We start from the raw sequence: 25,549 nt of genomic DNA on the forward strand, positions 1-25,549 counted from the left end.
TGTTTCTACTTTTTAAAAAAGTAAAATCAAAACGAATTGACTATATAGTCACTCAGTTACATTTGAGACTCTAAATTTGTTTGCGTCATCTAGCGAACTAGAATCTGCTGTTAGAACTCAACCTGTACGAGTGCCCACACAGATGATTGCTTTATATTGTTAAAGAACGTTTGAGATACTTTTGCGTCTCAAGGGCTGTGCATTCTACGCAAGCCGTCATTTTTGTCAACACTTAATTTTGAGAAAAGTTTATTTTTTCAAAACTCAGTCTTACTTGACTCAACCAACTCGTCGTTTTGCTTTTTTGTAAGCAGTCCGCCGTGTCGGTGGATGCGCATTATAGGGATGCAGCGAATTAACGCAAGCACTTTTTTGAGAAAACTTTAAAAAAACTGCCTTTTGTATCCTTTTTAGTCTAAACACCACAAAAGAGAAACTTTATTAACGCTTCAGTAACTTTTTAACCGTATTTAAGGCCATAAAAGTACAATACTCTAAAAACAAAAAAGCCCAGCAATATAGCTGGGCCTTTAAATTGTTCGCATTTTTAGGTGTTAAGCAATGCCGTATTGATCACGGTATGCTTTTACTGCAGCTAAATGCTCATCCATTGTACCTTTGGCTTCTAGGTAACTAATTAAGTCAGCTAGTTTTACAATCGAGATAACTTTAGTGCCAAAGTCACGCTCGACTTCTTGAATAGCAGATAACTCAGCTTTACCTTTCTCTTGGCGGTCAAGTGCAATTAAAACACCACTTAAGTCTGCACCATTATCTGCAATGATTTCCATAGACTCACGAATAGCTGTACCTGCAGTGATCACGTCATCGACTAACATGATCTTACCTTTAAGTTCAGAACCTACTAATGTACCACCTTCACCGTGTGCTTTTTTCTCTTTACGGTTAAAACAGTAAGGTACATCTTTGTCGTGATGATCAGCTAAAGCAACCGCTGTCGTTGTTGCGATTGGAATGCCTTTATAAGCAGGGCCGAATAATACATCGTAATCAATGCCCGCATCTTCAAGTGCTGCAGCGTAAAAGCGACCCAAGCGTGCAAGGTCACGACCGGTATTAAATAAACCAGCATTGAAGAAATAAGGACTAGTGCGGCCAGACTTTAAAGTAAACTCACCAAATTTAAGCACCTGCTTTTCAAGTGCGAATTCAATAAACTCTTTTTGATAATCTTTCATAACTAATAAACCTACTTCTTTATTAAGCTAATGCTTGCTTTTGAACGTCGATAATTTCACGAATTGAGTGCTTAGCTAATGTAAGTAGCTCATCAAGTTCGTCGAATGAGAAAGGTTCGCCTTCAGCTGTACCTTGAATTTCAATGATTTTGCCAGTTTCGGTCAAGATCACGTTCATATCTGTTTCGGCTTCAGAATCTTCTAGGTACTCAAGGTCACTAATTGGTTGACCTTTATATACACCAACTGAAATTGCCGCAATCATATGCTTAAGTGGGTTTGAATTGATCATACCTTTACTACGCATGTAAGTAAGCGCATCAACTAATGCAACGCACGCGCCACTGATTGATGCTGTACGTGTACCGCCATCAGCTTGAATAACATCACAATCGATAGTAATGGTGTTTTCACCTAACGCCTTTAAGTCAACCGCGGCACGAAGTGCACGTGCGATTAAGCGTTGAATTTCCATTGTACGACCGCCCTGCTTACCGCGCGATGCTTCACGGCCATTACGAGTATGTGTTGAACGAGGTAACATACCGTATTCAGCCGTAACCCAACCTTTACCTTGGCCTTTCATAAAGCGTGGTACACCAGCTTCAACAGTTGCTGTACACAAAACTTTAGTATTTCCAAACTCTACTAATACTGAACCTTCAGCATGCATAGTGTAATTACGTGTGAATGTAACCGGTCTAATTTGGTTAGGTGTTCTTTCGCTTGGACGCATTAACGATCCCCTTAATTCTGAATTTGCCACATTATAAGTCGATGTGGTGCCAGATGCCATGTTCATTTACATAATTAACTGCATCAGAAAAGCACATTTCAGAAAATTTACGCTAGAGGTTAAAAGCTGATTCGGTATAATCAGTCAACTTTGTAAATTTAATAACACTAGGAAATCATCCATGATCCACAGCATGACAGCTTATGCGCGCCGCGAAATTAAAGGCGAATGGGGCACTGGCACTTGGGAAATTCGTTCAGTAAACCAACGTTACCTTGAAACTTTTATCCGCGCACCTGAGCAATTTCGTGGCATGGAACCAGTTATTCGTGAGCGTTTACGTAAACATTTACAACGCGGTAAGGTTGAAGTTTTCTTAAAGTTTGCTGCAAATCCAGCGCATGTTGGTGAGTTAACAATTAACGAATCACTCGCTGAGCAATTAATTAAAAGCGCACAATGGGTGCAAAACCAAAGCAATGGTGACATAAATCCTGTTGATATTTTACGTTGGCCTGGCGTTATGGAAGCCGAAGAGCTCGATATGGATAGCGTAAACTCTGCGCTAATTGCAGGGTTTGACCAAGTAATTGAAGATTTTAAACAAGCTCGCGGCGATGAAGGCGCAAACTTACAAGAAATGATAGCTACTCGCCTTGATGCTATTTTAGAGCAAGTAACCATTGTTGAAGGCCACTTACCTGAAATTGCTAAATGGCAGCGCGAAAAACTAAACCAAAAGCTAGAAGAACTAAAAACAGACATCGACGAGTCTCGACTTGAACAAGAGCTTATTTACCTTGCACAAAAACAAGATGTTGCTGAAGAACTAGATCGCTTAAAGTCGCATGTTAAAGAAACCAAAAAAATCTTAACTAAAGGCGGCGCATGTGGCCGACGCCTCGACTTTATGATGCAAGAGTTTAACCGTGAAGCAAACACGTTAGCATCAAAGTCTATCAACAGTGACATTACAAACGCTGCGGTAGAACTAAAAGTGTTAATCGAGCAGATGCGCGAACAAATTCAAAACATTGAATAAGCACGCTTTACAGCATTTTTATAAGACCCAGCACCTGCTGGGTCTTTTGTTTTGAAAAGTCTAAAAGCAGGCAAACTTGAGCACTTTTAGCGAAATAAAGTACAATAGTTCAATTAAAGGCTTGGATTAGCGATAGTCCGAGCCTGTTTATTTTTTATTAGAGACAGATCATGGCGCAAACTCGCGGAAATTTATTTATCTTGTCAGCTCCATCAGGGGCTGGTAAATCAAGCTTAATTGGTGCTTTATTAAAGAAACACAGCGATATGAAGGTATCGGTTTCGCACACCACTCGCTCACCTCGTCCGGGTGAAGAAAACGGTGTGCACTATCATTTTGTTTCTGTAGATGAGTTCAAAGCGCTAATTGAGAAAAATGACTTTTTTGAATGGGCGCAAGTGTTTGATAACTACTATGGTACGTCTAAGCAAGCAATCGAAAGCCAACTTGCAGCAGGTATTGACGTATTTTTAGATATCGATTGGCAAGGTGCTCAGCAAATCCGCAAATTAGTTGATGATGTTGAGACTATCTTTATTCTTCCACCATCAAAAGAAGAACTTGAATCACGCCTAAATAACCGTGGTCAAGACTCTGCTGAGATAATCGCAGGGAGAATGGCAAAAGCACAATCAGAAACATCACACTATAATGAGTATGATTATGTTGTTGTTAACGATGATTTTGATACTGCACTTTCAGAAATCGAAACTATCGTTATGGCTAAACGTTTATCGTTAAAAAGCCAAACTGTGCGCCATCAGGCGTTATTAGAGAACTTACTTAAGTAATACTTTTTTAAGAATAAGATAAAAATTAACCACAAGCTATTGGCGAATTTAACTTGGTACAGTAAACTACGCCTTTGCTTAAGAATTTATTTGGAGTGCTAAGATGGCTCGCGTAACTGTTGAAGATGCAGTAGATGCAATTGGTAATCGTTTTGACTTAATTTTAGTTGCGGCTCGTCGTGCCCGCCAAATCGCGGTTGGTGGTAAAGATCCACTCGTTGATGCTGAAAATGACAAACCAACGGTTATTGCTTTACGTGAAATTGAGAAAGGGTTAGTAGATAGCTCTTCTATGGACGTGATTGATCGTGAAGAACAACAACATCAAGAAGCAGCAGAAATGGCTGCTGTGGCTGCTATCGTAGGTGGCAACCAGTAATCAAGCTCCCCGCTTTGATTTAGCTATACGGCTAGTATTTCTACACTAGCCGTTGGCAAGCCCTTCTTTTCATCGTATATTCTATTCATACCGTTACCGATTTACTTCATTTGCGCATTGGAGTGTGACTTTGTATCTATTCGAAGGCCTCAAAAAGAAAATATCCGAATACTTACCACCTGCTGAGATTGAGCTGGTACAAAAAGCATACGTGGTCGCTCGCGAAGCCCACGAGGGCCAAACTCGCTCAAGTGGCGAGCCTTATATCACCCACCCTGTCGAAGTGACACAAATACTTGCTGGCATGCACTTAGACCACGAAACGCTGATGGCAGCCCTGATGCATGACGTGATTGAAGACACTGACTTCAGCCAACAAGACTTAGCTGAAATTTTTGGCGACACCGTTGCAGAGCTTGTTGAAGGGGTGAGCAAGCTAGATAAACTCAGCTTTAAAGATAAAAAAGAATTCCAAGCTGAAAACTACCGCAAAATGATCATGGCGATGACTCAAGATATTCGCGTGATCTTAATCAAACTGGCTGACCGTACTCACAACATGCGTACCCTAGGCGCACTTCGTCCTGATAAACGCCGTCGTATTGCCCGTGAAACCCTAGAGATTTATGCGCCAATTGCGAATCGTTTAGGTATTCATGATATAAAAAATGAATTAGAAGATTTAGGCTTTCAAGCGTTATACCCGATGCGTCACCGCGCATTAAGATCAGAAGTGGTCAAAGCACGTGGTAATCGTAAAGAAGTTATCAGCAATATTAAAACTGAGCTTGAAGCACGTTTAGAAGAGTCTGGCATCGAAGCAACTATATCTGGTCGCGAAAAACACCTTTATAGCATTTACAAAAAAATGCTTAATAAAGAGCTGTCGTTTAACGAGGTGATGGATATCTACGCGTTCCGTATCAATGTTGATAATATGGATACCTGTTACCGCGTATTAGGTGTAGCGCATAACCTTTACAAACCAATCGAAACACGCTTTAAAGATTATATTGCTGTACCAAAAACCAACGGTTATCAATCACTTCATACCTCATTAGTTGGTCCTCACGGTATTCCTGTTGAGATTCAAATCCGTACCCACGATATGGATCATATGGCAGATAAAGGGGTTGCTGCTCACTGGATGTATAAAAAAGCCGGTGATAACGCAGGCCACACAGCACAACAACGTGCTCGCCAATGGATGCAAAGCTTACTGGAGCTTCAGCAAAGTGCGGGCTCATCATTTGAGTTTGTTGAAAACGTTAAAACAGAGCTGTTCCCTGAAGAGATTTATGTATTCACGCCAGATGGCCGCATTGTTGAGCTTCCTATGGGTGCGACAGCAGTCGACTTTGCCTATGCAGTTCATACTGATGTAGGTAATACCTGTGTGGGTGCACGCGTTAACCGTAAACCTCACCCGCTAAGCAAAGCGCTTGATACAGGGCAAACGGTCGAAATCATTACCAGCTCTGGAGCGCACCCTAATGCCACTTGGTTAAACTTTGTTGTAACAGGAAAAGCACGTTTAGGTATTCGCAATTACCTGAAGAGCCAACAGCATGAAGAAGCCATGCTACTCGGTCGACGTTTACTTGACTCAGCGCTAGGTGAAACCAAACTGGATGATATTCCAGATGAAAACATTCGCCGTGTACTTCAAGAGCATGAACTAAATACCGTACTTGAGCTATTAGTCGAAATAGGCTCAGGCAATCTAATGAGTGTGCTTATAGCAAAACGCTTGATGCAAGTTGATGCAGACGACCTAGACGACCTAGCACAAAAAGCAAAAGCAACCATCATCGGTACTGAAGGCATGTTAGTTAATTACTCTAAATGCTGCCGACCAGTCCCAGGTGATGCTATTACAGCTTATATCAGCCAAGGTAAGGGCCTTACAGTTCACCGCCAAGAATGTAAAAACATTCGTGGTTGGGAAAAAGAACGCTCAAAATACTTAGTTGTAAAATGGGACGATAACCCAGAGAAAGAATATATTGCAGCCCTGCGTATTGAGATTATCAATCACCAAGGTGCACTGGCTAAATTAACCAATGTTGTTGCCTCAACCCAAGCCAACATTGTTGAAATAGCGACTGACGAAAAAGAAAGTAATTTATACATGATAGATTTAGGTATCACGGTTAAAAACCGCGTTCATGTTGCTAACATTATGCGCCGCATTCGCGTTATGCCTGATGTGCAAAGAGTCTATCGTAAAAAGTAACAAGGATAATCATGAACAAATCTTTTATTTCTACTGATAATGCGCCTGCAGCAATCGGTACTTACAGCCAAGCAGTTAAAGTAGGCACGGCTGTTTATTTATCAGGTCAAATCCCACTTGTACCAGAAACAATGGAAGTGATCTCTGAAGACTTTACTGAGCAAACTCACCAAGTATTCAAAAACCTAACAGCTGTTTGCCAAGCTGCGGGTGGTCAAATTCAAGACATGGTAAAAGTGAATATCTTTTTAACTGACTTATCTAACTTTGCGATTGTTAACGAAGTGATGAGCCAGTACTTTAAGCAACCATACCCTGCACGTGCCGCAATTGGCGTACGTGCACTACCAAAAGGCGTGCAAGTTGAAATTGACGGTATCATGGAGCTACCTTCAACAAACTAATCAGCCCTGCCAGCAACGCAAAGTTGCTGGCACTTTTTTAGAAAAAGTTCTTACTTCCCTCACCCGAAATTCTTGACTCATTAGCAAATCTCTAGCACTCTGTTGTTATAACAAGTAAAACCTTTAGCTAATGTAGTAAAAAAGGATCTCCAGGTGTTTAAGCTCGCTCACAACGGCAACGTTTTATTAGATGTTCATGAAAACTCGCCTCCTAGTGCTGCGTTTATTATCGAAGCATTAGAAAAGTCACCATTTTGCGAATGCAGAGTGGATCATGAAGCTATCAATAATTTCTTCAAAAGCGATTCAAATGAGCGCATGCTTGTAGTTGCCTCTAAACATGATGCGAGCCTAGTTGTTACCCTGAGTGATGACAAAATGCTGGCTACAGGCGAGCTGACTTTAGCTGAAGGTGGCAAAGTCATGACGCTTGACGATGCCAAAAAAGAGCTTATCAAAGCAGGTGTCGCCCGCGGTTATAAGCAAGCTTTCTTAGAAAAGTTATTACAGCAACAGTTTGAGTTACCTGCGGGTGAAGTTGCTAAAGGTGTGCTCGCAAAAGGTCGTTTACCGATTGATGGTCAACCATCCAAGTTCGTACCACAGGTAGAGACCTTAAAAGACCGCTTAAAAACACCTAAGCTACGTGAAGACGGCACAGCCGATATGCGTGACTTTGGCAAGCTCGCCAGTGTCGAACCAGGTGTATTACTTATAAAACAAATTCCTGCTACTCCAGGCAAAGAAGGCTTTACTGTTACTGGTGATGTACTTCCTGCAAAACCGGGGGAAAACACCAAACTAGTCGCAGGTGAAGGCACCGAAATATCAAAAAATAACCCGCTTGAGCTAATTTCTGTGATCGCTGGTGTACCAGTGGATATTGCCAACGGTATGCGTGTCGATGATATTTTTACTATTGCCGATGTAAACGTAAAAAGTGGCCACGTAGATTTTGAAGGTAGCGTTATTGTGACTCATAACGTTGAACCAGGCATGCGTATTAATGCCAAAGGCGATATCACAGTGATGGGCACAGTGGAGTCTGGCCATTTATCAGCGGCTGGCGATATCACTATAAAACAAGGTGTAATTGGTCACCAGCTCGAAGATAAAAAGTTATCATGTAATATTATCAGCCAAGGTGACATTCACTTATCACACGGTCAATACTGCTACCTTGAAGCCAATAATATCCTCATTGAACGCCAAGCCAGCCATTGCACAATGAAAGCCACTAAGCTGTTGCAAATAGGCCAAGAGGATAATCCGCAAGGCAAGCTATTCGGCGGAGAGATCTTAGACGCACAAATGTTAATTGCCGGCGAAATAGGCAATGAATCTGGCGCTAAAATGGTTATTCACTTAGCGGCTTCAGGTGCTGATGTCACCGCGCAAACAGATCAGTGTTTAAAAGATTTAGCACAAACAGATTCACAACTTGATACTTTGCAAGAAGCTATCGAAAAAGCAGATCAAGTAAAAGACGCCGAAAAGAAAAAGCAGTTACTCGCAAAGATTGGTGCAACACAAATGCACTATTGCGAGCAAGCTGAAATGCTTGAGAAAAAGCTATCAAGCTTAGAGCATCACCTGCATGATTTACTGGAAGATGCGCAATTAGTCGTTAATAAAAAACTGCATTCTGGCGTCGAAATTCATATTTTCGAAAAAGTTCTACTCACTAACCGCCAATACCCACCCTGTAAGGTAAAGCTTGAAGAAAACAAGGTTGAGGTAGAGTTTAAAACCAGTTAATAAAAAAGAGGCTTAAAGCCTCTTTTTACCAGGGTCATTACTCTTTAAAGAATTCCTTCCACTTGCTGTTTTAGCTGCTCAGGCCAAACACCAACTTGTACTTGCCCGATATGCTGTTTTTGTAACAGCAACATAGCGAGTCGTGATTGGCCTATTCCACCACCTATTGTTTGCGGAAACTTTTTCGCCAGTAGCTGTTTATGCCAATCAAACTCTAGGCGAGCTTGGTCGCCTGTAATCGCTAATTGTGTAGCTAAAGCATCAGGGCTTACACGAATGCCCATTGAAGAGATTTCAAATGCATCTTCAAGCACAGGGTTCCAAACTAAAATATCACCGTTTAAGCCTGCAAATTTACTACAGGTTTGTGTTGACCAATCGTCATAATCCGGTGCGCGTACGTCATGAATTTTGCCATCTGCAAGTGTGCCGCCTATACCAATTAAAAATACCGCACCGTATTCTTGTGCTACCGCTTTTTCACGTTGTTTCGCTGTAAAGTCAGGATACATCTGACGTAGCTGTTCACTGTGTACAAAGGTGATTTGCTCTGGCAAAAACGGCGTTAAATCAAACTCGCTTGCGACAAAGCGTTCGGTTGCTTTAATCGCCTGATAAAGTGATGTCACGGTTTCTTTTAGCTTGTCTAAGGTACGTTCAGTGCTCTCGCAAATCACTTTTTCCCAGTCCCATTGGTCAACATATACCGAGTGAATTGGGCTTAAAGATTCTTCATCCGGGCGAAGCGCCTTCATGTGCGTATAGAGCCCCTCACCTACCGAAAAATCGTAATCAGCCAAGGTTTTGCGTTTCCACTTAGCTAATGAATGGACTACTTCAAATTGGCTACCCGGAATTGTTTTCACTGCTACCGATACAGCATTTTCAGTACCGCTTAAGTTATCTTGAATACCATCGCCTACTTTTGCCAAGATCGGTGCTTGTACTTCAACTAACCCTAATTGTTGTTCTAATTGGCTTGAAAAAAACTGTTTTACTTTACTAATTTGCTGCTGTTGCTGCAGGTAGTGTGAACTCATAATAATTGGCCTCATTCCCAGTTATTGTTACTTGCTTAATTAGAGAAACCCGCTGCTTGGCCCCTCCTGTTAAAACAATCCTCAACTAAGCAAAGATAATTTTCAATAACCCGCAATAAAAATAACTTAACATTGAAATTTTCATAAAAATAATGCTATAATATTTATTGATTCAATAATTAACACTAATAAATACCATGGAAAATTATCAAATCGATAATCTCGATAAAAACATCCTTAATGCTTTAATGGAAAATGCGCGAACAGCGTATGCAGAACTCGCTAAACGCTTTGCAGTCAGTGCCGGAACTATTCATGTTCGGGTCGAAAAGATGAAACAAGCGGGAATTATTACAGGCACCCAAGTCAGTATTGATGCCAAACAGCTTGGTTACGATGTTTGCTGTTTTATTGGTATTAACCTCAACAATGCCCGTGATTACCCACAAACTTTACTGCATTTAAAAGAGCTAGAAGAAGTCGTAGAAGCCTATTACACCACAGGTAATTACAGTATATTTATCAAAGTGATGGCACGCTCAATTGATCATCTACAAGATGTGTTAATTAACAAAATTCAAGCCATCGAAGCAATTCAATCAACAGAAACGCTGATCTCATTACAAAACCCAATTAGCCGTGCTGTTGTTCCCTAGGGTATAATCAGCGCCAATTAGAATCCGTCAACGAGCACACAACTATGGATACAACTCGCTTTGAGCGTGTTAAGCGCGTGTTAGACCGCCGCCAAACGGACCTAACGGTTTGTTTAGAAGAAGTACATAAGCATCATAATTTATCGGCCATTGCCCGCACAGCTGACGCGACTGGCTGCCATCACGTACATGCTGTATGGCCAGAGAATCAAAAATGGTTAACTAACAATACCTCAGGTGGTAGTAAAAACTGGCTAGAAACTCACTTGCATCGCAATATCGATGAAGCAGTTGCCATGATGCGTGCACAAAATCCTGAAGTACAAATTTTAGCAACTCATCTCAGCGACGACGCAGTCGACTTTCGTGAAATTGATTACACCAAACCGACGGCTGTTATTGTTGGCCAAGAACGTGATGGTATTTCACCACGCGCCCTCGCTCATGCTGATAAAAACATCATCATCCCAATGCAAGGAATGGTGCAATCTCTTAATGTATCTGTTGCTGCTGCACTTATTCTATTTGAAGCACAACGCCAACGTGAAGAAGCCGGACTTTACAACCGCGATATGCTTGATGCGAAAATTAAGCACCGCATCTTGTTTGAAGGCTGCCACCCTATCATTGCCGAACAATGTCGCGAAAAAGAGCTGCCGTACCCTGAGCTTGATGAAAATGGTGAAATTGTTGCTGATGAAACGTTCTGGAACATTTTAAAACACACGCAACCGCTTGAAGCCACTAACGAGTGCAAGTAAACTGAAAAACAGTCTACTAATTAATAATTTGAGTCACCTTTGAGTCATCCTAGCTTAGCGTTATACCCAATTACAGAATTAAAAGGCGTCGGTCCGAAAATGGCCGAGCGCCTTGCTAAGCTAAATATTCATACGGTGCAAGACATGCTGTTTCATTTGCCTCATCGCTATGAAGACCGCACCCGCATTCACCCAATCAGCGAACTTCAACCGCATAGCCATGTAAGTGTTGAAGCCACCATTGAAACCAGCCAAATTACTTTTGGAAAAAGGCGCATGCTGGTTTGCCAAGTAAATGATGGCACGGGCCGCTTAACGCTCAGGTTTTTTAACTTTAGCGCAGCTCAAAAAAACGCCTTAAGTACTGGTAAAATCATTCGCTGCTTTGGTGAGATCCGCCGTGGTCGTGTTGGCTTTGAAATGACACATCCGGAATACAGCTTATCGGATACCCCTTCTGAGCAACCAACGAACACCACGCTTACGCCGGTTTATCCTGTTACCGAAGGGCTAAAACAGTTATCTATTCGTGCACTTAGCGATCAAGCACTCGCACTATTAACTAAGTACCCTGTTGAAGAGTTACTGCCAGAACAGTTTCAACCGACCGGAATGCGTTTAGCCGATGCACTTATGACCTTACATCGCCCACAAAATGATGTTGATTTAACTGCCCTTGAACAAGGTATGCACCCTGCCCAACAACGGCTAGTGTTTGAAGAGCTGCTTGCGCAAAACTTAAGTCTTTTAAAGCTACGCCAAAAAGGGCAAACGGTAAAAGCGGTATCATTAAAGCCTCATAATCAACTTGAGCAGCAGTTTTTAGCTAATTTAGCCTTTAGCCCAACCAACGCGCAAAGTCGTGTGGTGGCTGAAATCAAAGGTGACTTACAACACCCGTTTCCGATGATGCGCCTAGTGCAAGGCGATGTCGGCTCTGGTAAAACCTTAGTAGCAGCACTCAGTGCGCTCACCGCTATCAGCGAAGGCTATCAAGTAGCGCTAATGGCACCGACAGAAATTTTATCAGAGCAACATGGCATCAACTTTAGCCAATGGTTTAATCAACTCGGCGTTGAAGTCGCTTGGTTAGGTGGCAAAAGTAAAGGTAAGGAGCGCGCAGCGACTTTGGAAAAAATCGCCTCTGGGGAAGCACAAATGATTGTTGGCACCCATGCGTTATTCCAAGAGCAGGTTGAGTTTAATAATCTCGTATTAATTATTATTGATGAGCAACACCGCTTTGGTGTTCATCAGCGCTTATCACTGCGCGAAAAAGGCCGCTTTGGTGACTGTTTCCCGCACCAATTAGTGATGACTGCAACACCTATCCCGCGAACGCTAGCAATGACAGCCTACGCTGACTTAGAAACCTCAGTGATTGATGAGTTACCACCCGGTAGAACGCCTATTACAACGGTGGCTATTCCTGATGCACGCCGAGACGAAATTATTCAACGTGTGAGAACAGCGTGTACAGAGCAGGGTCGTCAAGTGTATTGGGTTTGCACTCTGATTGATGAATCTGAAGTACTGCAATGCCAAGCAGCGGAAGATAGCGCAGAGCAATTAAAAGCGGCATTGCCAGAGCTAAGCGTTGGCTTAGTGCATGGCCGTATGAAAGCCGCCGAAAAACAAGCCATTATGAGTGAGTTTAAAGCGGGCAATATTCATGTACTCGTTGCCACAACGGTGATTGAAGTAGGTGTTGATGTGCCTAATGCCAGCCTTATCATTATTGAAAACCCTGAACGGTTAGGGCTTGCACAACTCCACCAGCTGCGCGGCCGTGTTGGTCGTGGGGCTACGGCATCACACTGTGTTTTACTCTATCATGCGCCATTATCAGCTACAGCGCAAAAACGTTTAGGTGTGCTGCGTGAAAGTAATGATGGCTTTGTTATCGCTGAGCGAGATCTCGAAATTCGTGGCCCTGGTGAAGTACTTGGTACCAAACAAACAGGCCTAGCTGAGTTTAAAATTGCCGATCTTAACCGCGATAAACAAACACTCGATCATGTAAGACCCATTGCCTTCAAAATTTTGAACGACTACCCAGAGCTTACCGATAAATTGATTCAACGTTGGCTTGCTGGCAAATCAAACTACGCGCAAGCTTGATCGCAAATCAAAGCGCTATCTGCTTTATAAATTTTCTGCTAAAACAAAAAAAGCCCAGCTAATTAGCTGGGCTGACAAGTTAGGGAGTTATCCAAAGGTTGGATTAGAACTTGTATTCAATACCAACACCTAGGTAGTCTTGGTCAACTTGATTGTCTGTATCAAACGTTGAGTAGAAACCAAATACTTTGGTGTTTTTGCTAAGCTTGTGATCAACACCTGCAGAAATAGCTGTTTTCTTGTCGCCTTCATCAAAGTCAATTACTTGGTACTGTACTTTGAACGTGTTGCTATTCATTTGGTAAGCAGCATTTACTAAGTAACCATCAGCTTCTGCACTACCATCCACTTTTTCTTGTGTTTGGTACATAGCACCTAGTTTGAAGTCACCTAGTTTACCTTGTACTGTTGCACGAACAATGTCGTAGCCTTTTACTTCGCTGTCAGCTGCAACTGATGCATAAAGTTTGCTTTCTTTAAGTTTTGCATCGCCGTAAGTTAACGCTACTGAGTAACCGTTATCAGCATCTACATCATCTTCAGCTACATAAGTTGCTAATACTTTGAAGCCACTGAAGTCTTTAGAAGCATAAGAAATTGTGTCGCCTAAACGGTTTTCACCTTTAAATGCGTTCTTGATATCACCTTCAAGGTCATTGAATAAATCAACTTTACCTTGAGACTGCTTCATTGCTGTATCGTTACGACCGATAACAACTTGACCAAAGCTACCTTTAACACCCACGTATTGGTTACGCGCAGTGATGTTATCGTCATTGTCGCCTTTAGAATCAGCGTCAGATACGTCTACACCAAACTCAAATTTATAAACCGCTTCTAAGCCTTCAGAAATTTTTTCTGAACCTTTTAAGCCAAAACGTGAGTTATTGCTTTTAATTTCAGTGAAAGACCCTTCGCCATCATCTGATGATTGAACAGTCACGTTTGCTTTACCATATACATCTACATCAGCTAATGCAGAAAAAGATAAACCACCAAATAAAGCTAGGAATAAGCTAGACTTTGCAAATTTCATGTCGTTTCCTCAATAATCGCAACAAAAAACACATGTTGTGTTTCAATGCGCGCAGTGTGACAGCGAAAAATGACAGAAAGATGACAATTGAAATAAAATCGTCAATTTAGCTTCATAAAATGTAATTATTTTTGAAATAAAAACGTAACTTACTGTTGCAGCATTAATTTTTTATGAAAGCTAAATTAAATTAATTTTAAGCTTTTATTTGTAGTTCAGTTAATAAGGTCACTAACTTCTCTAATAAAGGGATTTGCTCATTATCTCTGTGGTAAGCAACAAACACATCACGCGAGGTATGCGCAACATCTTCAACATGATACAGCTCACCAGATTCAAGCTGCTCTTCAACTAATAACTGAGGAATAAACGCGCTACCACCGCATTTCAAAATTAAATCAAGCGCAATACGACCTGTACTGGTTCTGAAATAAGGAGGAGCGTGGCCGTTAAACTCACGAGCATGCCATAAAGAAAAGGTGGTACCCCAGTCGACATAAACATATTGGTTATCGAAAAAGTTTTCACTATTTGCAGTTTCAAAGGCGCTCACAGGAATAATAGGTAGCTCACAAATTCGCTGTACAACCAGTTCATCTACTTTAGGGGGATCAAACAACACCGCCAAATCTAATGTACGTTCCAATAATAAGCGAGTACTCTCTTGCTGTGCTTTAACTTCAGCAACTAACGACACACCCGGCATAGCAGAAACAATATTAGTAATACCAAACTGTAAAAATGCATCCCAAATATTAGGTGTTCCCGCTAAGCTAATTTGCTTATGCATATTATCTGCAAGTGCCACATCAACTTTTGCGCGCTGCATACCCGTAATGATCATTTGTGCGTGTGGCAGTAGTCGCTCACCCGGCGCCGTTAACTGTATGTTGTTTCGTTGACGAATAAATAAGTTAACGCCTAAACCTTGCTCTAATTGTCGGATCCGAAAACTCACCGCAGACTGTGTAATATATAAATTTTCAGCTGCTTTACCGAAATGGCGCGTACGAACCACTTCAACAAAAGTCTTCAATAAATCGATATCCATTTTTTACCCTTACGATAAAAATAATTTGTTTAATAAAATCGACAACTTGATCCATACTCCAGCAAGAAATTAGGGCATGAGGATAAAGCCATGAGCAATGACATTTCATCACTTCGTCAGGCATTTGCAAGCCAACGTCAATTCTATGATGATCAAAATTTCCCACGCGGTTTTGGTCGTAGTGGTCACTTCACTTTGCTAGAAGCCGACATTCTTGAGCAGCATGGTGTTGTTCTAAAGGGTTTATACAACAAAACCATAGAACCACAAAATGAATTTCAAACTCAATTTGTTCAAGTTGTTACCGGTAACCTTGAAGCGACCAATGCAATTGAGCGCGCTTGGATCAAATACCTTAAGCAAACAACCTGTAAAACCAAGTTTCACACGTTATTTGGGCGCTCTCGCATTGCGACCTCAACACCACAAAGTGTTGAATATTATTCTGAGTCAGACAGCTTATAACGATTTGCTTTTTTACCCATTTAGGGTTAAAACTTGTAATAACTTTTGTTTCGCCAATAAGTTATTACAAGGCAAGCTGTGACTCGAAGAATATTAATAATTGAAGATACGCCAACCATTGCGCGGGTGCAAAAGCACATCGCGCAAAAAGTTGGCTATGAAGCCGACATTGCAGGTAACCTAGCTGAGGCAAAAGAGCTTATTAACAAGCACAGTTACTTTTGTGCCGTAGTAGACTTTATTCTGCCTGATGCGCCAAACGGTGAAGCAGTTCCTTGCACCATCGAAGCCGATATCCCGACCATTGTAATGACTGGCAACCTTGACGAAACAACACGCAATATCGTTGAAAAACACCCCATCATTGATTACATCACCAAAGAAAATAAACAAGCCTATCAATACCTAGAAAAACAACTGGCTCGCTTGCCTCGTAATGAGCAAATATTTGTATTAGTAGTCGATGATTCAGCAGCAACACGCCACCATATTTGCAACTTATTAACCCGTCATAAATACCAAACACTCGAAGCTGTTGATGGTGTTGATGCTTTAAAAGTACTGGCTGAAAACCCAAAAATATCGGTGATCATTACCGATAATGAAATGCCGAATATGAATGGGGATGAGCTCTGTGTTGAAATTCGCCGTTTATATTCTAACGATGAAAAAGCCGTGATTGGCATATCTGCACTCGATACTTTGCACCTTTCGACGCGCTTTTTAAAATCTGGCGCAGACGATTACCTTCGCAAGCCATTCAACAATGAAGAGTTTTATTGTCGGCTCAGCCAAAACGTCGACATGCTTGAAAACATTAAAACGATTCGTTTACAAGCAAACACTGATTACCTCACAAAACTGCCTAATCGCCGCTATTTCTTTGGTGAAGCAAACAGCCATCTAAAAGCTGCAAAACTAGCAGAAAACTCAGTGTCTTTAGCCATGATTGATATTGACCACTTTAAATCAATTAACGATAACTATGGTCATGATGCCGGCGATGACGTATTAAAGGGCCTATCGCAATGTATGGCAAAGTATTTTGAAGATAACTTAGTAGGCCGCTTTGGTGGTGAAGAGTTTGCAGTCTATTTTGCTGATCAAGACCCACAAGAATCTCTGCAACGTTTAGAGAAATTCCGCTTGTTTGTTGAAAAGCACAGCCCTGAGTTCAGTAAAGATCGAATCAAGTTTACGCTATCGATTGGGTTTCATAATGGGCCTGTTTATAGTTTAGATGAACTAATAAAACAGGCCGATTTAAAGCTTTATCAAGCAAAAGAAACTGGGCGTAACAAATTAGTAAGCTAAGCCTACACAGGCTTAGTTACCGCCTCTAATTGCGCTTTGCGTTGCTTACGACTTTGGCGATACGAATCCCAGCTGAATAATGCCAAAGCGCTCCAAATACATGCAAATGTCACCACACGTTCGGCATCAAATACCTCACCGTAAAACGCCACGGCAAGCATAAACATTAAACTTGGACCAATGTATTGGAAAAAACCAAGTGTACTGTACTGCAGACGCTTTGCTGCACCAGTAAAACATAACAGCGGTAAGGTTGTCACCACACCGGCACTAATGAGTAACAAATTAATGTGCCAATCGTTTGCAGTTAAATCAGAGCTTGCTGATGGCGCCATCAACCACCAGTAAATAAGTGCAACAGGCAATAAAATAAGTGCTTCGAGCAATAACCCTGGCAATGATTCGATTGGTAACTTTTTACGTAATAGACCATAAATAGCAAACGAACCAGCTAGCGAAAAAGCAACTACAGGGAATGAACCAAAACTCACAAGCTGTAGCAACACACCACAAAGCGCTAGGCCTACCGCAACGCCTTGCCATTTACGCAGTCGCTCACCTAAAAACAACATACCAAGCAACACGTTTAGTAGTGGGTTGATGTAATAACCTAAACTGGCATCGAGCATGTGATTATTGTTCACTGCCCAAATAAATAACCCCCAGTTAAAGCCAAGTAAACTTGCTGTTATTACCAACATCAAAAGTAATTTAGGTTGTCCGAGTACAACACGAATACGCTGCCATTGATGACGAGCTGCAATAATAAGAAGTAAAAATAACACTGACCAAATAACACGGTGCATTAAGATTTCAAAAGCAGAAATTTGCTGTAAAAACTTAAAGTAAATGGGCGCAAGACCCCACATAAAAAAGGCTAAACAAGCGAAAATAACGCCTTTTCGCTGCTCAATGTTGGTAGGCATAAGTTTGGCTTTATAGTTTAAAAACGCTATTTTACGCCCCCTAAGCAGTGACGCAACCTAAACGCGCTAAATAAACCCATGTATTTACTTCTTAAAAGGGACTGCCATTGTTGCAAAGTAACCCCTTGATATTAAGCACCTGTGAAACGCTGAATTCTGCATTTTGAGGTCGTTTGGGTATATTGCTAAAGACATCGCTATAAAAAACCACTAAAATGCTCGGCGATGAATACCAATACCGCAATGTCCAACACACCCGTTAGATCACCACAAGCCGTACTCAAACAAGTGTTTGGTTACAAGGACTTTCGTGATGGCCAAGAAGCGATTATAGCCGCAGCGCTAGACGGACAAGACTCGCTTGTACTTCTACCAACGGGTGGAGGCAAATCTTTATGCTATCAAGTACCTGCATTGATCCTTGATGGTGTGACTGTGGTTATCTCACCGCTTATTTCCTTGATGCAAGACCAAGTTGCCCAATTAAGAGCGCTCGGCGTGCAAGCGGCATACATCAATAACAGCCTGCCTTTTGAAGAGCAACAAGCTGTCTATCAGCAATTACACTATGGGCAAATTAAGCTGTTATATGTTGCACCAGAAAAAGTACTGCAACACGAATTTTTAGAACGCTTGAGTAATCTAAAACTCGCACTTTTTGCGATTGATGAAGCTCACTGTGTGTCGCATTGGGGGCATGACTTTAGGCCGCATTACTGTCGGCTCAACGAGTTAAAGCAACGCTTTATGCATGTGCCCATGATGGCGCTTACAGCAACGGCAGATAAAGCAACTCGTTACGATATTATTGAACAGCTTCAGCTTAACCACCCTTACGTGCACACTGGTAGCTTCGATAGACCTAACATTCGTTACACCATAGAAGAAAAATTCAAACCTATGGTGCAACTGCTTCGATATTTAAAAGAGCAGCAAAACCAGAGTGGCATTATTTACTGCACCAGCCGCAAGCGGGTTGATGATGTAGCCGAAAAACTTGCTGACGCCGGGTTCAATGCCGCAGCCTACCATGCGGGAATGAGTAACGAGCAACGCCAATTTGTGCAATCTGGCTTTGCCCGTGACGATATTCAAATTGTGGTTGCGACTGTCGCCTTTGGCATGGGGATTAATAAACCAAACGTACGTTTTGTGGTCCATTACGATATTCCAAAAAGCATCGAGGCTTACTACCAAGAAACCGGTCGTGCAGGTCGAGATGGCTTGGCTGCAGAAGCAATTATGTATTTTGATCCTGCAGACATAGGCCGCGTACGCCGCTTTTTTGAAGATATTGAAGACGAGCATCGTCGTCGTGTTGAAGAACAGCGCTTTAATGCTATGGCAAGCTTCGCCGAAGCACAAACATGCCGCAGACAAATCTTGCTCAATTATTTTAGCGAATATAAACGCGAAACCTGTGGTAACTGTGATATTTGCTTAAACCCACCTACTAGCTTTGATGGCACACTTGTCGCGCAACAAGCCTTGTCGTGTGTGTACCGTGCTGAGCAACGTTTTGGTATAGGCTATATCGTTGAGTTACTTCGCGGTGCAAACACTAGCCGCATTCGAGATAACAATCACCACCAGCTAAGCACCTATGGCATCGGTAAAGAGCACAGCGTGGAATTCTGGCTAAGTATTTTAAGGCAGCTTATCCATCAAGGGTTATTAAGCCAAGATATTACCCAAGGCTCGTCATTACGCTTAACCGAAGCCGCCCGTGCGGTACTTAAAAGTGAATATGCATTGCAACTTGCTGAGCCTCGCTTACAAGCTAAGCACGTTTACCAAGATAAACTCGCTCAGTTTAATTACGATAAAAAGCTATTTGCGAAATTACGTGCCTTACGTAAAGAACTGGCCGATGCCGATGATGTACCGCCTTATGTGGTATTCAATGATAAAACCCTCGCTGAAATGGCGCAGTTAATGCCAACCAACGACAGTGAGTTTTTAAAGGTGTCAGGTGTTGGTTTCACTAAGCTCAATAAGTACGGCGCACCGTTTTTAAATACCATTCGCGACTACCTTGCCACCAATTAGGACTGCTATGACTGAACTAACCTATGATGCCGAGCATGAGATTATTCTCATAACGTCGAGTGAGCTTCCCCACGATGAAGACTTTGAACTTTGGGCAACCCTTTTCTTACACGCTCCAGCCATAACAACCGCCGACTTTGATGCCGGTGCTGATCGTCATCAATTACGCTTTCACTTTACAGATCATAGTTTTAATCTAAACTTTGAACATTACAGTGAAAGTATTTGGATCAATGCTGAGGGCATAGAAGCCAGTGCTGCATTGCCACAACTTCATCAGTATTTAGTCACGCAATTACAATAATAAGCTAGACTTTTACCCACGCTTAGTATGTAGTAGTTGCACAGGACATACTCAACTAAGGGTGTAAATGGGATTTAAGCAGTCGCACTTTGTTGCTAGGTTAATAACACTATTACCAATCTGCATAGCAGCCAATGTTCATGCAGAGCAGTTATTCACTGACGATAGTAATTATTGTCAAAACCAACGTACGCTTAAATCACAAGATAATAACTTACGCCGCCAGCTTGATGCTGATAATCCACTACCCGATGCCGCTAATAACCGTAAAATAGTCTCTATTGAACTTGAACAGCTGAACGTCTTTAACACTGAGCTTGAAGAAGAAAATAACTTTTTATTCCGCTTTGCCAATCGCGCTCACATGACTACTGAGCCTAATGTAATACACAGTGTTTTATTGTTTGAAGAAGGTGATGTTTACAATCCACGTAAATTGCTAGAGTCAGAGCGATTACTGCGTAAACAAGGCTACTTGTATGATGCGCGTATCAACGCAAAGCTCGATTGTGACGGCAACGTACATGTAAAAGTCATTACGCGCGATCTATGGACCTTATTACCTGAAATAAGCTTTAGCCGCAGTGGTGGTGAGAATGAATCAAGCATTGGCTTTCGCGAATCTAACTTTTTAGGCTGGGGTAAACGAGTGTCGTTTAGTCGTACCCGTGATGCTGACCGTACTGGCTACCTGTTTGTGTATGACGATCCGCATATATTCTCTAGCCGCTATCAAGGCCGCTTAGAATACTCAGATAACGATGACGGTAAACGTCATTATCTCGATGTAAGTTACCCGTTTTTCTCGATTGATACGCCCTACAGCTACGGTGTTACAAGTTACTCTGATCAACGCCGAGAGTCACTTTACTATCGCGGCGATGTAGTTAGTGAGTTTGAACAAAAAACCTTATTAAACCGCGCTTACTTTGGTCATTCATCACAACTTGGTAATAGTTGGACCCAGCGTATTAAGCTTGGCATCGAGAACCGAGAAGAAACCTTTAGAGAAACGCCATTTACGCGCTTTCCTATCGCTGAAGATAGAACGCTGAGTTACCCTTATGTTAGTGGCCAATGGTTTGAAGATCACTACGTTAAGGTTAGAAACTTCGATAGCATCTACCGCACTGAAGATTTAAACCTTGGTTGGAATATCCATGCCTTACTCGGTTATTCGAGTGATGATTTTAGCGACGATGCCAGCCGTACTATTTATTCGTTATCTTTATCAAAAGCACATTACTCTGGAGATAACCAGTTATGGCGCTTTAAAGCAGACCTTGATGGCTACTGGAATGAAGAAACCGATGATGTTGAAAACCTGTTTGCCAGCACGCAGCTACAGTATTATCTCAATACCACACTAAGACAAAGCTGGTACGCCAAAGTACGCTTACAATATGCTGAAAACCTCACTGCTGATAAACAACTCACTATTGGTGGTGAAAATGGCCTACGTGGTTACCCGCTTGACTACCAAGTAGGCGACCGCAGCTTTTTAGTGACTCTAGAAAAACGCTACTACTGGGAATATGACTTACTGCAATTATTTAAAGTCGGTGGTGCCGCGTTTTATGATATTGGTAGAGCTTGGTATAACGACAAAGATAATGGTGCCAATGGTAACGTTCTACAAAATGTGGGTGTGGGCCTGCGTTTAGCGCCAAGCCGTGCCAATGCAGGTACGGTTATCCACCTAGATATTGCCGCACCAATTAACAAACAAGATGACGATATTGACTCAGTGCAATGGCTAGTAACGGTTAAAAATACCTTTTAAAGTAGTGGTATTGTTAAGCTAAAAAGCTAAAATCAAAATGTAAAATATTAACTTAGGAACCCTTTTGGACTTCGTCGAATTCTTTAACGAGCAATATCATTTAATCGTGACTGTTATCGCGGTTTTGCTCTACCCGCTACTGCGTAAAACCACCAAAAAGCTGCTATTAAAAGCAATTAAAGGCAAGGCAGATCCGCATCGCGAATACCGCGCTGAGCTGTTGCTCAATATCATTCTTGCCATTGTTATGCTGTGCTTAGTGTTAGTCTTTTGGGGGATAGAGCTACGCGGCTTATTAGTACTTGGCTCATCTATTTTTGCCATGTTAGGTGTCGCGCTTTTTGCCGCCTGGTCGTTACTAAGTAACCTAACAGCTTTCTTGTTGATGTTTATTCAAAACGACTGCCGTGTTGGCTTTTGGGTGAGAGTGATTGACGGTGCAAACTTCTTAGAAGGCCGCATTATCGAAATGGGCTTAATGAATGTCGTACTTGAGCATGTTGATGGTCACAAAGTGATTTACCCAAACAACATCTTTGTTACCCGCCCAGTGATGGTATTAAAGAATCCACCTACGGCAACTAAAGCGCCAACCATAAAACGTATTTTAGGCCCAAAAAAGTAACTGCTTAAAGTTAACGAGACGCTTGCTAAATAGGTGTTCTTTTTCTGCTTCCATAGGCGATTAATATAAAACTAAATAAAATGACTAAAGGGTGAAATAACACGATATGAGCAACACTTAGCTCTGTAAAAAAGCCGTGCGTAAGTGAAATAGCAAGCGTGAATAAGCCTGTGTAAAATAGAAACTTTTTCATCTTTGATCCTTTAGTCATTCTTACGACAATTAAGTAAGTAAAAAAACTATAAACCTTGTACTTGCTCTAAGGTCAAGTAATAGATCAGGGCAGCCGGATACAAAAAGCCAAACAAATAGTTTGGCTTTTTGAATTACAGAATAGGGTATTAGTTATTTAAATCTGCGGTTTTTAACTCGTCTTCAATATCACTTATTTCATCAATAAAGTTTTCGAGTTGTTGTTCAACTAGGCTGTTTGCGTGAGCAAAGTAAGCAAGATGGAATACAGCATCCCCCTCGTTAACCAGCGGCATAGTCTGCTGACCAATTACAATACCACTGCGCGGCGCGAGTAGCTCAAGTTCAGCATCACCAAGTGGGCTACTTATATAAGCTAGAACCTGCCCTTTCATTACTCGCTCACCAAGTGATACTTGTGCACGAACAATACCGTCTGCTTCGGCGCGTATCCAACTCGTCGAGCTTGCAATTATCGGCTCCGGTAGCTTTTTCGCGCGCTTACCACGCACCATTTTTAAATGGCGCATCACATAGTCAACACCTTGTACACCTGCTGCAATGGCAATTGGATCAAAGCGAAGCGCTTCGCCGCCTTCATAGGTAATAACGGGTATTCCTAAATTTGCCGCTTCACTGCGTAATGAACCATTGCGAAGCGACGCATCAATCACTGCTGGGGTACCAAACGCTTTTGCCATGGCTGCTGTTGCAGGATCACTCAAATTAGCGCGAATTTGCGGCAAGTTAGTTCGGTGAATTGCCCCTGTGTGTAAATCAATAATATGCGTACAATGCATTGCCACTTGAGTAAAAAACGCATTCGCCATTCGCCCAGCTAACGAGCCACGAGTTGAGCCCGGAAAACTGCGGTTCATGTCACGGCGGTCTGGTAAGTAGCGTGACTTATGAATAAAACCAAACACATTCACAATCGGTACCGCAATAATAGTACCGCGCAATTGCTCTGGATCGATTTTAGCAAGCAACTGCCTAACAACCTCAACACCATTGAGCTCATCACCGTGAATTGCAGCACATACCATTAATACAGGCCCTTGCTGCACACCATTGACGACTTCAATTGGAATATTTAACGGCGAGTGGGTGTAAAGCTTGGCAGCTTCAATCGCAAATGTTTTACGTTCGCCAACACCCACCGTATCGCCTAAAATTGAAAACGGTGTATTTTTCTTAACCTTAGCCACGCACTTTTCCTTTTAATAGAGCGCTTATATTACTTAACCTTTACCACGAGTTGCTGTTTTCTTTGATGCCGCTGTTTTTTCAATAAACTCAATAATCATGCCTGCAATGTCTTTACCGGTTGCAACTTCAATACCTTCAAGACCAGGTGATGAGTTTACTTCCATCACCAATGGACCACGTGCAGAGCGAAGTAAATCAACACCTGCTACGTTTAAACCCATCGCTTTAGCTGCTGCAACAGCTGTTTTTCTTTCTTCTGGAGTAATACGAACCAAAGTCGCACTACCACCACGGTGCAAGTTAGAACGGAATTCACCCTCTTGCGCTTGACGCTTCATCGCAGCAATTACTTTATCGCCTAATACAAAGCAGCGAATATCAGCACCACCCGCTTCTTTAATGTACTCTTGCACCATGATATTGGCTTTTAAGCCCATAAATGCTTCGATTACACTTTCTGCAGCTTTGCGTGTTTCAGCTAATACCACACCGATACCTTGGGTACCTTCAAGTAGCTTAATAACGACTGGCGTGCCACCAACCATACTTAATAAATCTTTTACGTCATCTGGTTTACTTGCAAAGCCTGTCACTGGCATACCTACACCTTTACGCGAAAGTAGCTGTAGTGAACGTAACTTGTCGCGCGAGCGAGTGATTGCCACAGATTCATTGACAGGGTATACACCCATCATTTCAAACTGACGTAATACCGCACAGCCGTAGAAAGTTACTGACGAACCAATACGCGGCACGATAGCATCAAAATCTTTTAAATTTTCACCTCGGTAATGGATTTCTGGCTGCTCTGAATTGATGTTCATATAACAACGAAGTGCATCAATTACTTTCACTTCATGACCACGCTGCTCTGCGGCTTCAATTAAGCGACGTGTTGAATACAAATTTTGGTTGCGAGATAAAATACCAAGTTTCATAAGTTAAAAACCTTAACTGATAAACTCATACACGTAGCAACGTGTGATAAGTCCTTTTCCTATAATAAATGAGATAAAGCCGGATCAACGACTATGCGATTTTCCATTGCTGTACGCCCTAACAACATTCTAAACTTCATTGTTGAACGGTTACTTAAAGTCACCCTTACAGGCCAGCTTTGGGTTCCTGCGACTAATTTTGTTTCAATAAAGTAGCGTAGCTCACGCTGACCGCTTGAACTGGTCACATACTTACGCTCAACTACTTTGGCGCGACACTCTACCGTTGTTTCTACATCGTCTTGTAGAGGATGGGTAGTAAATTTCACCCATGCTTCGCCATTTTCTGAAAATTCCTCAATGTCAAAAGCATGAATACATGAAGTTCTTGCTCCGGTATCAACTTTTGCTTTGATTTTATCGATTCCCAGTTCAGGCAGGCCAAGCCATTCTCGCCAGCCAACAATAATTTTTGCGCTCATTAATGTGCCCTCTTTAAAAAAGTGTCTTATACGCTACAGAGCTAGAAACACC

At 42.0% G+C, this 25,549-nt stretch carries 25 protein-coding genes; 15 read left to right on the forward strand and 10 right to left on the reverse strand.

Features of this window, described 5'->3' with window-relative positions:
• Positions 1-554: 554 nt before the first annotated feature.
• Together pyrE and rph are read right to left on the reverse strand one after the other, a co-directional pair.
• Positions 555-1,199 (reverse strand): orotate phosphoribosyltransferase, encoded by a 645-nt coding sequence (gene pyrE / locus AUR67_RS01060; protein WP_054554229.1) that lies wholly within the window; start codon positions 1,197-1,199, stop codon positions 555-557.
• Positions 1,200-1,221: 22 nt separating this feature from the next.
• The gene (rph, locus tag AUR67_RS01065) at positions 1,222-1,935 is read right to left on the reverse strand and encodes a ribonuclease PH (RefSeq protein ID WP_054554228.1); all 714 of its coding nucleotides are present in this window, start codon (positions 1,933-1,935) and stop codon (positions 1,222-1,224) included.
• A gap of 181 nt (positions 1,936-2,116) precedes the next feature.
• On the opposite strand from rph, the gene AUR67_RS01070 reads away from it, so the two are divergent.
• The 6 genes from AUR67_RS01070 to AUR67_RS01095 all read left to right on the forward strand — a co-directional run bounded on the left by AUR67_RS01070 (position 2,117) and on the right by AUR67_RS01095 (position 8,545).
• On the forward strand, positions 2,117-2,977 hold the full coding sequence (locus AUR67_RS01070; protein WP_058583780.1) for a YicC/YloC family endoribonuclease: 861 nt from the start codon (positions 2,117-2,119) through the stop codon (positions 2,975-2,977).
• 170 nt (positions 2,978-3,147) lie between these two features.
• Positions 3,148-3,768: a guanylate kinase gene (gene gmk / locus AUR67_RS01075; RefSeq protein ID WP_058583781.1), complete on the forward strand. Its 621-nt coding sequence runs from the start codon at positions 3,148-3,150 to the stop codon at positions 3,766-3,768.
• 103 nt (positions 3,769-3,871) lie between these two features.
• Positions 3,872-4,147: a DNA-directed RNA polymerase subunit omega gene (gene rpoZ / locus AUR67_RS01080; protein WP_058583782.1), complete on the forward strand. Its 276-nt coding sequence runs from the start codon at positions 3,872-3,874 to the stop codon at positions 4,145-4,147.
• A 130-nt stretch (positions 4,148-4,277) separates the two neighbouring features.
• Positions 4,278-6,383: a bifunctional GTP diphosphokinase/guanosine-3',5'-bis pyrophosphate 3'-pyrophosphohydrolase gene (spoT, locus tag AUR67_RS01085; RefSeq protein WP_058583783.1), complete on the forward strand. Its 2,106-nt coding sequence runs from the start codon at positions 4,278-4,280 to the stop codon at positions 6,381-6,383.
• 11 nt (positions 6,384-6,394) lie between these two features.
• Positions 6,395-6,787 carry a RidA family protein gene (locus tag AUR67_RS01090; protein WP_054554223.1) on the forward strand — a complete coding sequence of 131 codons (393 nt, stop codon included), beginning with the start codon at positions 6,395-6,397 and terminating at the stop codon, positions 6,785-6,787.
• A 153-nt stretch (positions 6,788-6,940) separates the two neighbouring features.
• Complete coding sequence (locus AUR67_RS01095; RefSeq protein ID WP_058583784.1) at positions 6,941-8,545, forward strand: DUF342 domain-containing protein; 1,605 nt, start codon at positions 6,941-6,943, stop codon at positions 8,543-8,545.
• Positions 8,546-8,589: 44 nt separating this feature from the next.
• On the opposite strand, the gene asnA is transcribed toward AUR67_RS01095, so the two are convergent.
• Complete coding sequence (asnA, locus tag AUR67_RS01100) at positions 8,590-9,585, reverse strand: aspartate--ammonia ligase (RefSeq protein ID WP_054563419.1); 996 nt, start codon at positions 9,583-9,585, stop codon at positions 8,590-8,592.
• Between the two features lie 197 nt (positions 9,586-9,782).
• Here asnA and asnC point away from each other — a divergent pair, with 197 nt between their 5' ends.
• From asnC to recG, 3 genes are read left to right on the forward strand one after another with little or no spacing between them, the layout of a single operon-like run.
• Positions 9,783-10,241 (forward strand): transcriptional regulator AsnC, encoded by a 459-nt coding sequence (gene asnC / locus AUR67_RS01105; RefSeq protein ID WP_054554220.1) that lies wholly within the window; start codon positions 9,783-9,785, stop codon positions 10,239-10,241.
• Between the two features lie 44 nt (positions 10,242-10,285).
• The gene (gene trmH / locus AUR67_RS01110) at positions 10,286-11,002 is read left to right on the forward strand and encodes a tRNA (guanosine(18)-2'-O)-methyltransferase TrmH (RefSeq protein ID WP_055197629.1); all 717 of its coding nucleotides are present in this window, start codon (positions 10,286-10,288) and stop codon (positions 11,000-11,002) included.
• A gap of 39 nt (positions 11,003-11,041) precedes the next feature.
• Complete coding sequence (gene recG / locus AUR67_RS01115; RefSeq protein ID WP_058583785.1) at positions 11,042-13,123, forward strand: ATP-dependent DNA helicase RecG; 2,082 nt, start codon at positions 11,042-11,044, stop codon at positions 13,121-13,123.
• 103 nt (positions 13,124-13,226) lie between these two features.
• Here recG and AUR67_RS01120 read toward each other — a convergent pair whose 3' ends face one another.
• On the reverse strand, positions 13,227-14,159 hold the full coding sequence (locus AUR67_RS01120; protein ID WP_054563416.1) for a porin: 933 nt from the start codon (positions 14,157-14,159) through the stop codon (positions 13,227-13,229).
• Positions 14,160-14,355: 196 nt separating this feature from the next.
• Positions 14,356-15,210 (reverse strand): LysR family transcriptional regulator, encoded by an 855-nt coding sequence (locus tag AUR67_RS01125; protein WP_058583786.1) that lies wholly within the window; start codon positions 15,208-15,210, stop codon positions 14,356-14,358.
• Between the two features lie 90 nt (positions 15,211-15,300).
• Here AUR67_RS01125 and AUR67_RS01130 point away from each other — a divergent pair, with 90 nt between their 5' ends.
• Positions 15,301-15,675 (forward strand): DUF413 domain-containing protein, encoded by a 375-nt coding sequence (locus AUR67_RS01130; protein ID WP_058583787.1) that lies wholly within the window; start codon positions 15,301-15,303, stop codon positions 15,673-15,675.
• A 78-nt stretch (positions 15,676-15,753) separates the two neighbouring features.
• A complete protein-coding gene (locus AUR67_RS01135; protein WP_058583788.1) occupies positions 15,754-16,989 on the forward strand; it encodes a diguanylate cyclase in 1,236 nt (411 codons plus the stop codon).
• A 2-nt stretch (positions 16,990-16,991) separates the two neighbouring features.
• Here AUR67_RS01135 and rarD read toward each other — a convergent pair whose 3' ends face one another.
• The gene (rarD, locus tag AUR67_RS01140) at positions 16,992-17,915 is read right to left on the reverse strand and encodes an EamA family transporter RarD (RefSeq protein ID WP_055021905.1); all 924 of its coding nucleotides are present in this window, start codon (positions 17,913-17,915) and stop codon (positions 16,992-16,994) included.
• A 225-nt stretch (positions 17,916-18,140) separates the two neighbouring features.
• Here rarD and recQ point away from each other — a divergent pair, with 225 nt between their 5' ends.
• The 4 genes from recQ to AUR67_RS01160 all read left to right on the forward strand — a co-directional run bounded on the left by recQ (position 18,141) and on the right by AUR67_RS01160 (position 22,676).
• Positions 18,141-19,964 carry a DNA helicase RecQ gene (recQ, locus tag AUR67_RS01145; RefSeq protein WP_058583789.1) on the forward strand — a complete coding sequence of 608 codons (1,824 nt, stop codon included), beginning with the start codon at positions 18,141-18,143 and terminating at the stop codon, positions 19,962-19,964.
• 7 nt (positions 19,965-19,971) lie between these two features.
• On the forward strand, positions 19,972-20,268 hold the full coding sequence (locus AUR67_RS01150) for a DUF3630 family protein (RefSeq protein ID WP_058583790.1): 297 nt from the start codon (positions 19,972-19,974) through the stop codon (positions 20,266-20,268).
• Positions 20,269-20,335: 67 nt separating this feature from the next.
• Positions 20,336-22,051, forward strand: coding sequence for a BamA/TamA family outer membrane protein (locus AUR67_RS01155; RefSeq protein ID WP_082665542.1), 1,716 nt, complete (start codon positions 20,336-20,338; stop codon positions 22,049-22,051).
• A gap of 64 nt (positions 22,052-22,115) precedes the next feature.
• On the forward strand, positions 22,116-22,676 hold the full coding sequence (locus AUR67_RS01160) for a mechanosensitive ion channel domain-containing protein (RefSeq protein ID WP_095209703.1): 561 nt from the start codon (positions 22,116-22,118) through the stop codon (positions 22,674-22,676).
• A gap of 25 nt (positions 22,677-22,701) precedes the next feature.
• Here the strand turns inward: AUR67_RS01160 and AUR67_RS21100 are convergent, their stop codons facing one another.
• From AUR67_RS21100 to AUR67_RS01175, 4 genes are all read right to left on the reverse strand, one after another.
• Entirely contained in the window at positions 22,702-22,869 is a 168-nt protein-coding gene (locus AUR67_RS21100) for a hypothetical protein (RefSeq protein ID WP_161936920.1), read from the reverse strand.
• Between the two features lie 148 nt (positions 22,870-23,017).
• Positions 23,018-24,076 carry a succinylglutamate desuccinylase/aspartoacylase family protein gene (locus AUR67_RS01165; RefSeq protein ID WP_058583791.1) on the reverse strand — a complete coding sequence of 353 codons (1,059 nt, stop codon included), beginning with the start codon at positions 24,074-24,076 and terminating at the stop codon, positions 23,018-23,020.
• 33 nt (positions 24,077-24,109) lie between these two features.
• A complete protein-coding gene (gene rimK, locus AUR67_RS01170) occupies positions 24,110-25,015 on the reverse strand; it encodes a 30S ribosomal protein S6--L-glutamate ligase (protein WP_058583792.1) in 906 nt (301 codons plus the stop codon).
• 59 nt (positions 25,016-25,074) lie between these two features.
• Positions 25,075-25,497 (reverse strand): ATP-dependent zinc protease, encoded by a 423-nt coding sequence (locus AUR67_RS01175; RefSeq protein ID WP_058583793.1) that lies wholly within the window; start codon positions 25,495-25,497, stop codon positions 25,075-25,077.
• Positions 25,498-25,549: the final 52 nt, after the last annotated feature.

The sequence above is a fragment of the Pseudoalteromonas sp. XI10 genome (assembly GCF_001469895.1).
Classification (GTDB): Bacteria; Pseudomonadota; Gammaproteobacteria; order Enterobacterales; family Alteromonadaceae; genus Pseudoalteromonas.

Coding starts and splice junctions, on each gene's coding strand:
- pyrE (WP_054554229.1), bottom strand. CDS start 1,199: ATGAAAGATTATCAAAAAGAGTTTATTGAATTCGCACTTGAAAAGCAG.
- rph (WP_054554228.1), bottom strand. CDS start 1,935: ATGCGTCCAAGCGAAAGAACACCTAACCAAATTAGACCGGTTACATTC.
- AUR67_RS01070 (WP_058583780.1), top strand. CDS start 2,117: ATGATCCACAGCATGACAGCTTATGCGCGCCGCGAAATTAAAGGCGAA.
- gmk (WP_058583781.1), top strand. CDS start 3,148: ATGGCGCAAACTCGCGGAAATTTATTTATCTTGTCAGCTCCATCAGGG.
- rpoZ (WP_058583782.1), top strand. CDS start 3,872: ATGGCTCGCGTAACTGTTGAAGATGCAGTAGATGCAATTGGTAATCGT.
- AUR67_RS01090 (WP_054554223.1), top strand. CDS start 6,395: ATGAACAAATCTTTTATTTCTACTGATAATGCGCCTGCAGCAATCGGT.
- asnA (WP_054563419.1), bottom strand. CDS start 9,585: ATGAGTTCACACTACCTGCAGCAACAGCAGCAAATTAGTAAAGTAAAA.
- asnC (WP_054554220.1), top strand. CDS start 9,783: ATGGAAAATTATCAAATCGATAATCTCGATAAAAACATCCTTAATGCT.
- trmH (WP_055197629.1), top strand. CDS start 10,286: ATGGATACAACTCGCTTTGAGCGTGTTAAGCGCGTGTTAGACCGCCGC.
- AUR67_RS01120 (WP_054563416.1), bottom strand. CDS start 14,159: ATGAAATTTGCAAAGTCTAGCTTATTCCTAGCTTTATTTGGTGGTTTA.
- AUR67_RS01125 (WP_058583786.1), bottom strand. CDS start 15,210: ATGGATATCGATTTATTGAAGACTTTTGTTGAAGTGGTTCGTACGCGC.
- AUR67_RS01130 (WP_058583787.1), top strand. CDS start 15,301: ATGAGCAATGACATTTCATCACTTCGTCAGGCATTTGCAAGCCAACGT.
- rarD (WP_055021905.1), bottom strand. CDS start 17,915: ATGCCTACCAACATTGAGCAGCGAAAAGGCGTTATTTTCGCTTGTTTA.
- recQ (WP_058583789.1), top strand. CDS start 18,141: ATGAATACCAATACCGCAATGTCCAACACACCCGTTAGATCACCACAA.
- AUR67_RS01150 (WP_058583790.1), top strand. CDS start 19,972: ATGACTGAACTAACCTATGATGCCGAGCATGAGATTATTCTCATAACG.
- AUR67_RS01155 (WP_082665542.1), top strand. CDS start 20,336: ATGGGATTTAAGCAGTCGCACTTTGTTGCTAGGTTAATAACACTATTA.
- AUR67_RS21100 (WP_161936920.1), bottom strand. CDS start 22,869: ATGAAAAAGTTTCTATTTTACACAGGCTTATTCACGCTTGCTATTTCA.
- rimK (WP_058583792.1), bottom strand. CDS start 25,015: ATGAAACTTGGTATTTTATCTCGCAACCAAAATTTGTATTCAACACGT.
- AUR67_RS01175 (WP_058583793.1), bottom strand. CDS start 25,497: ATGAGCGCAAAAATTATTGTTGGCTGGCGAGAATGGCTTGGCCTGCCT.